Source organism: Paenimyroides baculatum (assembly GCF_008629655.1).
Taxonomy (GTDB): Bacteria; Bacteroidota; Bacteroidia; order Flavobacteriales; family Flavobacteriaceae; genus Flavobacterium; species Flavobacterium baculatum.
Map to the genome: position 1 here is coordinate 96998 of NZ_VWSG01000008.1, position 11467 is coordinate 108464.

Consider the following 11467-nt stretch of genomic DNA (forward strand, 5'->3'; position numbering starts at 1 on the left):
TTTAAAGTTTGTTTTGTTTAAAGTTTGAACCTTAAACATTGAACTTTAAACCATTTAAACTAATTACTTCAACCAATCGTATCCTTTTTCTTCTAACTCAAGTGCTAATTCTTTACCACCTGTTTTAACGATTTTTCCATCGTGCAAAACGTGAACAAAATCAGGAACGATATACTCTAACAAACGTTGGTAGTGCGTAATTACAATAACCGCATTGTTTTCGTTTTTCAGTTTATTTACACCGTTTGATACAATTCTTAAAGCATCGATATCCAAACCAGAATCGGTTTCGTCCAAAATAGCGATTTTAGGATTTAACATTGCCATTTGAAAGATTTCGTTACGTTTTTTCTCTCCACCCGAAAAACCTTCGTTTAAAGATCGAGATAAAAATTTACGGTCGATTTCCAACAACTCTGCTTTTTCTTTAATCAACTTCAACATTTCGTTTGCAGGCATGTCTTCCAAACCGTTTGCTTTACGCGTTTCGTTGATTGCCGTTTTCATAAAGTTGGTTACAGAAACACCAGGAATTTCAACAGGATATTGAAACGATAAGAAAATTCCTTTGTGTGCACGTTCTTCCGGAGCTAAATCTGCAAGATCTTCACCTTCTAAAATGATTTCTCCTTGTGTAACTTCAAAGTTTTCGTTACCAGCAATTACAGACGATAAGGTTGATTTACCCGCACCGTTTGGTCCCATGATTGCATGAACTTCACCAGCTTTTACTTCCAGATTAATTCCTTTTAATATTTCTTTGTCCTCTACAGAGGCATGTAAGTTTTTAATTTGTAACATTTGATTAAAGTTTAAAGTTTAAAGTTTAAAGTTTTGAAGCTTTAGACTTACTACCTTATTTATATTATTATTGAAACTTTGTTCCTTTAAAATCGTTTTTATTTAAGTACGCAATAAAATTATTTATTTTACCGCTTAATTTTTCATATTCTGAAACTAAAAAATCTAACTTTTCTTTATTTATATATTCATTATCATATAAACGATAAATTTGAGATCTTGTTTCTCCTGCCGAGCCTTTTGCTATAGAAAGAAATTGTCTAAATTCCATATTTCCATTTCGCTCAAAACCTTCTGCGATATTATCCATTACAGAACCTGATGCTGATTTTATTTGCTCTTTAAGCCTATAATCAGTCTTTAATTCTGTATGCTTGGCAATACTTATGATTTGTTTAGAAAGATTTCTTGCTTCTTGCCAAATTTCTAAATCTTCAAATCTTCAAATCTTTTTATTGTAGCCATAATTTTTAGTTTAAAGTTTGTTGTGTTCAAGGTTTAAAGTTTACATAATCTTGTAACATTGAACTTTAAACCTTAAACAAAAAATTACCCCACCGATCCTTCTAACGAAATCTCTAATAGTTTTTTAGCTTCAACAGCAAATTCCATTGGTAATTTATCTAAAACTTCGCGTGAAAACCCGTTTACGATTAAGGCAATTGCCGTTTCGGTTGGAATTCCTCGCTGATTACAGTAGAAAATTTGATCTTCGCCAATTTTACTTGTTGTAGCTTCGTGCTCTAACTTGGCTGTTGAATTTTTCGATTCGATATACGGAAAAGTATGCGCACCACATTCGTTACCCATTAACAAAGAATCACATTGCGAAAAGTTACGGGCATTTTCTGCGCGCGAACCAATCTGCACCAATCCACGGTATGAATTCTGCGATTTACCTGCCGAAATTCCTTTTGAAATAATGGTTGATTTGGTGTTTTTTCCTAAATGGATCATTTTAGTTCCGGTATCTGCCTGCTGATAATTGTTGGTTACAGCAATTGAGTAAAACTCGCCAACCGAATTATCGCCTTTTAAGATACACGAAGGATATTTCCATGTAACTGCCGATCCTGTTTCAACCTGTGTCCACGAAACCTTGGCGTTTTTCTCTGCTATGGCACGTTTTGTTACAAAGTTGAATACACCGCCTTTACCGTCTTTATCGCCCGGAAACCAGTTTTGTACTGTTGAATATTTAATTTCGGCATCGTTCATTGCGATCAACTCCACAACTGCTGCGTGCAATTGATTTTCGTCACGACTTGGAGCGGTACATCCTTCTAAATAAGAAACATACGATCCTTCATCGGCAATTAACAAAGTACGTTCAAACTGACCTGTACCTGCTTGATTGATACGGAAATAAGTTGATAATTCCATTGGGCAACGAACGCCTTTTGGTATGTAACAGAAAGATCCGTCTGAAAAAACAGCCGAGTTTAATGCCGCATAATAATTATCAGTTTTTGGAACAACAGATCCAATATATTTTTGAACCAATTCTGGATGTTCTTTAATAGCTTCAGAAATCGAACAGAAAATAATTCCTTTTTCGTTCAAGGTTTCTTTAAAAGTAGTAGCAACAGAAACCGAATCAACTACAATATCCATTGCAATGTTGTTCATACGTTTTTGCTCTTCTAAAGAAATTCCCAATTTTTTGTACATGGCACGCAATTCCGGATCCACATCGTCAATAGATTTATTAGGATCTACCTGTTTTGGTGCAGAATAATACGAAATTGCCTGAAAATCGGGTTTTTGATACTTTACGTTTGCCCAAGTAGGCTCGGTCATTCCTTGCCAAATGCGGTAAGCATCTAAACGCCATTCGGTCATCCATTCGGGCTCATCCTTTTTCTTGGAAATCGCTCGAACTATATCTTCATTCAGACCCACAGGAAACGTTTCAGATTCTAAATCAGTATAAAATCCGTATTCGTATTCCTTTGTTTCTAATTCTTTTTTTAATTCTTCTTCTGTGTATTTGCTCATAATAAGTTTTGAATTGTAGTTTAAGATTTAAGGCTTAAAGTTTTTGAACGTTAAACGTTAGACTTGAAACCTGAAACTAAAAACTATACTTTTTAAAGAGAAAAACTCTCTCCGCAACCGCATGTTCTGGCTGCATTAGGATTGTTAAAAACAAATCCCTTACCGTTTAAACCGCCTGAAAATTCTAAAGTTGTGCCTACCAAATACAGAAAACTTTTTTTATCTACAGCGATTTTTACGCCACTGTCTTCAAAAATTTTATCTGTTTCTAAAGCATTTTCATCAAACTTTAGTTCATATTCCAATCCTGAGCAACCACCACTTTTCACTCCTACACGAATGAAGGCTGTTTCTGGGTTTAAGCCGTCATCTTCCATCAACATTTTAGCTCTTCTTGCAGCCGATTCTGATACTTTTATCATGATTTTCGGGTTTTAAATTTTACTAACTGCAAAGATAGGTACAAAATATGATTTTTATCATATTAATAACAATATTATAACTTATACATCTATAAATTGAATTTATACTAAAAAACCACTCCGCGAAAACGGAGTGGCTAAAAATAAAATATTTAAAAGCAGATAGATTTAGAATGTAAACTTGATTGATGCATTCCATGTACGCCCAAAACCAAAGTAAACCTGGTTGGTTGTGTTTATGCCTTTATAGGCTGTTTCGCCTTCGGCACCAGTTAACATATTTGCTGTATTTGATTGGGAAATATATTCGGTATCGAACAAGTTATTTACGTTAACGCGGAAACTTAATCGGTTTTTATCTGTTAGGTTTAATGCATAAGATACACCCGCGTCAATCAACCCGAAAGATGGCAATTCCAGATTTTCTTTTCGTTGCACATTCGCATACAGATTTTGGTAGTAACGATAATCAGCATCGATAGATAAGTTTGGTAAAATTTTGTATTTAGCACCTAAACCAAATGATGTTTGTGCTGCATTACCTACTTTACCGCCATCGATATCGTTTGTAGATGTTTCTAAAATTTCGCGATCTTCTGTTCTAACTTCTGTTACCGTATTACCTTTATAACGCCAGTCACCAATAGATGCAAAACCTTTTACTTCTAAATTATATAATGGTTTTGCCTGAATATCTAATTCGACACCTTGATGATCATTTTCTAAACCCCGATTAATAGTAAACAATTGTTGACCTGCTAATTGTGGATAATCAGGATCGTTATCGCCAACTATTTTTACTTCACTTTCAATTCGGTTTGCCCAAGTTGTTTTGTAAGCATTTACGTTGAACGATACGAATTCTGATACAAATTTATAACCTAATTCAAAGCCTAAAATTTCTTCGTTTTCTGAGAAAGGATTCACCGTGTTACCAAAACTCATATAAATATTGTCGTGGTATGGTTGTCGCGAATAGTATCCTGCGTTACCAAAAAAGGTGTGTTTGTTATCGATATTATAAGAAACACCTCCTTTTACGTTATAGCCTACGTTAGAAACCTTTTCTGATTCTTCTTCTTGAGGCGTATATTGATAAGGATCTACACGAACGTGCGATTGATTAGAAACTGCCCCTTGAAAAAACGCCGAAAAACGATCGGTTGCATATTCTAACTGTGTAAATAATCCACCATAATTAATGGTTTCAGAATAATCATATCCGTATTTATCTTCCGGATTCTTTGCGAAACCAGACAATACTTTCCAAGGATTTGTAGAAAATGTCTCTGTTAAACGCGCATTTGGATCACGTAAACGAGTTGAAGTATTGTCGATTAAATAAGATCCGCCCATTAAATTGGTTAACTGACGGAAGTGTTCTCCCTGATAAGAACGTAAATCAACACCTAAATTAAAAGATAGATTATCAGTGAATTTATGTCCGAAATTTGAAACCATTCCGTACCATGCATGATTGTTTACAGATGCACGAATTGCATATTTTGATTCTCCTGCTAAAACATTGGTATCGTACGCAGCTTGAAGGTTTTTAGTACCGTCTGGCAACGCTTGTCCTGCCGAACCAATTGGTCCTGTTCCACCACCGCGTCCGAATGATGCATAAACCACTGTTGACAAGTTAGACAGCTCGTTTATTTTCCAATCCCAGTTTAAGTTTAAAACCGGTTTGTGGTAATAGTTTCTTCTGTCATTAAGCGCTTCGCCGTTTACATTACCCCAGTTGTTGTTGTATTTTAAGCCAAAAGTTTGATAACTGCTGATGCTTTTTGCGAAATTTTGGTCGTGCCATTGTGGTGCGCCTGTAATCAAGAAGTTGAAATTATGTTTTTCGTTTGGTTTGTATCCCATCGAAATAAAATAATTTTGTCCTTGTCCGGCAGTCATATCGTTATAACCATCACCCTGCCAATGAGATAACATTGCTGTTACACCAAAACCATTTTCCTGCAAACCGGTGCTGTATCCAACAGTCGATTTAAAATAATTATCGTTACCCAAGCCTGCTTTTAAAAATCCGCCTTCTTTCATTTCGGTTGCTTTGGTAATAAAGTTGACGGTTCCACCAACCGATGAAATTGCCAGTTTTGACGATCCTAAACCACGCTGAATTTGAATTGCATTGGCAATATCGCCCATTCCAGACCAGTTAGACCAGTACATGTTACCATCTTCCATTCCGTTGATCGGCTGACCGTTTAATAAGAAAGCTGTATTAGACTGATCGAAACCGCGTGTGTACATTTGCGTATCACCAAATCCGCTTGATTCACTTGTAACGTAAACCGATGGCGTGTTTATCATTACACCGGTAATATCGCGTGAACCGATTTTCTCTTCGATCTCTGGTCCTTTTATGGTTGACACGGCAATTGGTGTTCTACGCCCTTCGGCAACATCAATAACTCCGCGAGCCATTACAACTATTTCGTTTAACGATTCTGTACTTTCATTTAAATAGATGGTTCCCAGGTTTAATTCGGTAGCTGTATCAAAACTAAAAGTAATGGTCTTTGACACAAAGCCCATTGAAGAAACTTCGATTTCACCTTGAGTTAAGTTGGTAGTTATGGTAAAAGATCCATCTTGATTGGTTACAAAACCATCTGAAGTTCCTTTTACATATACTTCTACTCCAGACAAAGCTGTGTTACTTGCTGTATTGTAAACAACACCCGATAATTTGTTTTGCGCATATGAAGCCGTACTTGCAAATAATGCAAACAAAGCCAATGTGCCTAGACGATTTTTCATTGTAATGTAGTTAAATTTTTCAGCTAAACTACAGTAATGATTAACAGCAAAAAACCGTTGGGGTATTAGTTAAAGCTTATATGATTATTTGGTAACACTATTTGCAATACTACCGAAATTGCTTAATAATTAAGTAATATGAACAAGCCTAAAACAAAAACGCAGCGATTTTTCGCTGCGTTTTATTAAAGTTCTTTTGAGTTATTTGCCTGATCTACATCTGCCATTAATTGAGATGGATCAATTACTACTGCCTTTATTTTTTTTCCTTTTGTATCGAATTTAAAATCGAATGTTGGGTAAGCCCAATCCCAGCCTTTTAAAACGGTACGTTTAATGTTTGGATATGGATTGTCTTTTGACCAACGCATCAACGTATTCGGAATATAGAAACTTTCGCTTGAATCATCGCTGTAAACAACTACCAGATCAATAGGCATTGACATACGCCCGATTCTCTCTAAAGTGATGTTTGCTTCGTTCCCTTTAACATCAACATTTTTAATACCGTAATCTATGGTGTTCACGGTTTGTGTCCAATCAACCAAATACCAATCTAACACAGCGCCCGAAACACGTTCGGCAGTTCGTTTAAAATCGTTAGGTGTTGGGTGTGAAAATCTATAATCAGAATAAAAACGTTGTAATGTTTTAAAAGTATTGTCCCAACCAATCACATACGCCAACTGCGTAATAAAAACAGCACCTTTTGTGTAAGCCGAGATTCCATAATTCATATTATCGTCAAAACGATCGGCGTGCGTAGAAAGCGGTTGTTCGCCACCCATTTTTACCATGTAGTTGTAATTGTTGTACATGCTCTGAAACGGATTTGCATCTTCCTGATTTTTCTTATCCATGATTTTATTCACGGCAAAATCTGAAATAAACGATGTAAAACCTTCATCCATCCAACCATGTTTACTTTCGTTTGTAGCCAGTAAATGCTGAAACCACATGTGTGCCAACTCATGCGCCGTAACGCCAATTAAACTTGGCAGACTGCGTTTTCCGGTAATCAAAGTACACATTGCGTATTCCATACCGCCATCGCCACCCTGAATAACAGAATATTGTTTGTACGGATATTCGCCAATATTTTTATTGAAGAATTCTAACAACTTAACCGTTTCAGGTTGTAATTTTTTCCAGTTTTCTTTGATGGAAGCATCGTTTTTATAGAAGAAATGTAGCTCTACATTGTTTGGACCCATAACTTTATCGTGGATAAAATCAGGATCGGCTCCCCAAGCGAAATCGTGTACATTTGGTGCTACAAAATGCCAGGTTAGTGTTTTCTGTTTTTTAGGAACTTCCACTTTTACACCTTGATCTTCGTATCCATGACCAATTTCGTTTTTGTTTTGTAAGTAGCCCGATGCACCAACCGTGTATTTTTTATCCAGAGTTAGCTTTACATCGAAATTTCCCCAAACACCGTGAAACTCACGTCCAATATACGGATCGGCATGCCAGCCTTCAAAATCGAATTCTGCCATTTTAGGATACCATTGCGTCATTGATAACGCTACACCTTCATCGGAATTTCTTCCGGCACGTCGCACCATTACAGGCACTTGTCCGTTAAACTTCATACTAAAAGTTGTTTTAGACTTTGGTAACAACGGTTGCGCCAATTCAACTTCTAAAATTGTCCCAACAACTTTTGTTTTTAAAAGTACGCCGTTTTGCTTTAATTCATCAACCTTTAAAAAACCGGTTTCGTTCGGTTTTAATTCTGATATTTTGCTTTGCTTTTTATCTTTTCCATCTGGACCTTTAAACGATTTTACCATACGACTGTCTGGATCGGAAATAGAAGTTAAACGAGCATCCATCTCGCTTCCCGGCTGAAAAGCATTAAAGTATAAGTGGTAGAAAACCTTTTTTAAGGTATCGTTAGAATTGTTGGTGTAAACCAATTCTTGTGTTCCCGAATATTGAAATTTTTCAACATCCATGGTAACATCCATTTTATAATCAACGTGCTGCTGCCAGTAACCCGGATTTGGGTTTTTATGCTGTGCATATCCGGCGGTTGATACTGCAATCAGTAAAAGTAAAAACTTTTTCATAAGCATTAAATTAAAAAACCAAAGGCAACTTGTTTAAAGCTGCCAAATGGTTTAATTAGTTTGTTTTAATATTATTTTTTCTCTTTAGAAACTTTATCTGCCATGATTAAAGCGTTGTAAAGGTTTACGAATTTCCCTGAAGTAGAAATATCTTTGAAATTACGTTTGTCATCTTTATCGCCCGAAACAATAACTTGTTTGTTAACAGCTACACCAGAATCCATCATGATTTTCTTAACCTGTGCTGCTTTTAATTTTGGATAGTACGAACGAATCATTGCTGCAACACCTGCCGTATTTGGAGATGCCATTGATGTTCCTTGTAAATATTCGTATTTTCCGTGAGGAACTGTTGCGTAAATTTTAACACCCGGAGCGAAAACATCTACATCTACATTACCGAAGTTAGAGAAATTTGCTACCATTTTTTCGCCGAATGAAGGGTTTAATGCACCAACTACTAAAAAGTTATCAGCGATTTCGGTTTTAGTTCCCTCGATACGGTCGTTAGGGTAACGTTTGATTTCTTCACCAGTTGCTGGGTTTAAATCCATAGCATCGTTACCGGCAGCTACAACGATTAACACATCTTTCTTTTCTGCATATTTAATTGCATCCATAACCCATTGGCTGTTTTGCGCAAAATATTTACCAAAACTTCCGTTGATTACTTTTGCACCGTTATCTGCTGCGTAACGAATTGCCAAAGCAATATCTTTATCGTACTCATCACCATCTGGCACCGCACGAACCGACATAATTTCTACGTTGTTTGATGCTACACCGTCGCCACCAATATTGTTGTGACGTGTTTGTGCAATGATACCTGCAACGTGTGTTCCGTGTTTTGCATGGTCGCGATCTCCCATTACATCGCTATTTCCGTAGATTTTATCGTTGATATCAAAAATATCATCGCCCGTTTTACGTCCTTTAAAATCTGGATTTAAGTTATAATCCAACTGACCGTTAACGTATCCTGCAAAATCTTTTAAATATTCGTTTGCTTCTTTTCCACCTGATACCAATGCATATGCCATGTTTTTAGCTTTTGCGATATCAGCAGGAGCATCAGCACCAATTTTATCTAAATCTGCTTTAGTAAAAGTTTCCTTCTTAACATATTTAGCTACTTTATCATGTACTTCCTGCATTGATGCCAAACGCGCTTTTAAAGGCTCTAACTCTGCACGTTTTTCTTCTAATTCTTTAACAGCACGCTTGTATTCAGCAGATCCGTCATCGCCACGAGAAACAATACGCGTTAATTCTAACTGCTCTTCATTGGTTTCACCTAAAAAGTTCCACCCGTGAATATCGTCAGTATATCCGTTTTTATCGTCGTCTTTACCGTTTCCTGCTTTTTCTTTAGGATTTACCCACATTTGTGTTTTTAAATCGGCATGATCAACCTCTATACCAGAATCAATCACCGCTACGATTACTTTTTTACCTGCTTTATCTTTAATGATTTCCTGATATGCACGATCAACAGACATTCCCGGAACGGTATCTTTTAGTACATCCAAATGACTCCAACGTTGTAAACTACTTTCTGCTAAAGCTGATTTTCTTGTTGGTAACTGGTCTGCACTTTCAATTGGTTTTAACGCACTTAAATCTTGTAAGTAAGATGTTTGTGCCGTTTTACAGCTGGTTAGGGCTAAAGCTACTAAAGCTGATAAGTAAATAGATTTGTTGATTTTCATTTGATATAATCTTAAATTTTATTCTAATTAATTGGTATTAAAAAAACGGATATGTTACAAATCAATATCATAAAATATCGTTAATAGAAAAAACCTCGTTTAAACGGACGCCTTTTTCGGTTTCTTGCAAGGTAATTATTGGGTTATGTGCATCGTGTTCCAGATACAGATAATAATTATTAGCTGCAGCATTCTTTAAAAACTGTTCTTTTTCGCCCAAGGTTAATAAAGGTCGAGTATCGTACCCCATTACATAAGGCAATGGAATGTGACCGGCAGTTGGTAATAAATCGGCACAAAAAACAATGGTTTTGTCCTGATATTTTATATGTGGAATCATTTGCTTTTCGGTATGACCGTCTACAAACATAACACCGAAGTTAATATCTGATATTATTTCGTTTGGATTTGAATTCGGCTGTACAAATTTCAATTGACCGCTTTCTTGCAACGGCAAAATATTTTCTGATAAAAACGATGCTTTTTCACGCGGATTTGGTTTTGTAGCCCAATCCCAATGGTTTTCGTTGCTCCAATACGTTGCATTTTTAAAGGTAGGTTCGTAACCCGTGCGAGAGTCGTTCCAAGAAACGGCACCACCACAATGATCAAAATGCAGATGGGTTAAAAATACATCGGTAATATCGTCTTTGCTGAAACCTTTTTCTTTTAAGGATTGTTCTAAATCAAAATCGCCCCACATATTGTAAAAGCCAAAAAACTTGTCACTCTGTTTGTTGCCCATACCGGTATCAATCAAAATCAATCGGTTGCCGTCTTCAATCAACAAGCAGCGTGCGGCAAGATCAATCTGATTATTGGCATCGGCAGGATTGGTTTTATTCCAAAGTACCTTTGGAACCACACCAAACATAGCACCGCCGTCTAACTTAAAATTACCTGCTTCAATGGCATGAAGTTTCATTGTTGTTCTGTTTTTTTATGAATTAGTAAAAATAGGAATAATTTTTAGTTTTTACCACAGCTTTTTTAAACCACATAGACACATAGGTTTTGTAATTTTATAGGTTTGAGACTCACTATGAAAGCTTATAAATTATTATAGTAGCTTAATTAGCTATGTGGTAAATTTTTAATTAATTGTTTTAAAACCGATACAAAACAGTATTTTTGCCACATAGTACTGATTTATGAACCATACGTATCCAAAAACCGAAAAACTGAAAAGAAAAAAGTATATTGATCTGCTTTTTTCGGAAGGACGTACGGTTACGAAATATCCGCTACGATTGGTTTACGTGCCTGTAAAAGATTTAGATGTTCCATTGCAAATGGGTGTTTCGGTTTCTAAAAGGTACTTTAAAAAAGCGGTTGACCGTAATTATTTTAAGCGTATTTTGCGTGAATGTTACCGTTTAAACAAAGAATTGCTACTGAACGATTTAAAAGAACCTTATGTTATGATGTTCTTTTATCAAACTAAAGAACGACTGACTTACCAAGAAATTGAAGAGAAAACCAAAAAACTTTTTGAGAAGTTTGTTGAGAAGAATTGATCGAAAAATCAATCATTAGATTCTTTGTTAGTAGCCCTATTTTCATCTTCAAATAATCACAAAAACACTCTCTTCAAAAAACAATAATTACCTTACATTTAAAAAATTTAATTTTAGTACTTTAGTATAAGCAAATTTTATACATTTGGCAACTTTTTGTCAGTTTGATA

At 35.8% G+C, this 11467-nt stretch carries 8 protein-coding genes and 1 pseudogene; 1 reads left to right on the plus strand and 8 read right to left on the minus strand.

Going from position 1 to position 11467, the window contains the following annotated elements; genetic code table 11:
- Positions 1-63 precede the first annotated feature (63 nt).
- The 8 genes and pseudogenes from sufC to F0460_RS11475 all read right to left on the minus strand — a co-directional run bounded on the left by sufC (position 64) and on the right by F0460_RS11475 (position 10705).
- Positions 64-801: a Fe-S cluster assembly ATPase SufC gene (gene sufC / locus F0460_RS11440; RefSeq protein ID WP_124900299.1), complete on the minus strand. Its 738-nt coding sequence runs from the start codon at positions 799-801 to the stop codon at positions 64-66.
- Between the two features lie 67 nt (positions 802-868).
- Positions 869-1266 (minus strand): annotated as a pseudogene (locus F0460_RS11445) (four helix bundle protein).
- Between the two features lie 84 nt (positions 1267-1350).
- The gene (gene sufB / locus F0460_RS11450; protein WP_150013338.1) at positions 1351-2799 is read right to left on the minus strand and encodes a Fe-S cluster assembly protein SufB; all 1449 of its coding nucleotides are present in this window, start codon (positions 2797-2799) and stop codon (positions 1351-1353) included.
- Between the two features lie 92 nt (positions 2800-2891).
- The gene (locus F0460_RS11455; RefSeq protein ID WP_124900297.1) at positions 2892-3221 is read right to left on the minus strand and encodes a HesB/IscA family protein; all 330 of its coding nucleotides are present in this window, start codon (positions 3219-3221) and stop codon (positions 2892-2894) included.
- 168 nt (positions 3222-3389) lie between these two features.
- Positions 3390-5996, minus strand: coding sequence for a TonB-dependent receptor (locus tag F0460_RS11460; RefSeq protein WP_150013340.1), 2607 nt, complete (start codon positions 5994-5996; stop codon positions 3390-3392).
- Between the two features lie 185 nt (positions 5997-6181).
- On the minus strand, positions 6182-8071 hold the full coding sequence (locus tag F0460_RS11465) for a M1 family metallopeptidase (protein WP_150013342.1): 1890 nt from the start codon (positions 8069-8071) through the stop codon (positions 6182-6184).
- 71 nt (positions 8072-8142) lie between these two features.
- On the minus strand, positions 8143-9780 hold the full coding sequence (locus F0460_RS11470) for a S8 family peptidase (protein WP_150013344.1): 1638 nt from the start codon (positions 9778-9780) through the stop codon (positions 8143-8145).
- 67 nt (positions 9781-9847) lie between these two features.
- Positions 9848-10705, minus strand: coding sequence for an MBL fold metallo-hydrolase (locus F0460_RS11475; RefSeq protein WP_150013346.1), 858 nt, complete (start codon positions 10703-10705; stop codon positions 9848-9850).
- Between the two features lie 226 nt (positions 10706-10931).
- Here F0460_RS11475 and rnpA point away from each other — a divergent pair, with 226 nt between their 5' ends.
- Complete coding sequence (rnpA, locus tag F0460_RS11480; RefSeq protein WP_150013348.1) at positions 10932-11297, plus strand: ribonuclease P protein component; 366 nt, start codon at positions 10932-10934, stop codon at positions 11295-11297.
- Positions 11298-11467: the final 170 nt, after the last annotated feature.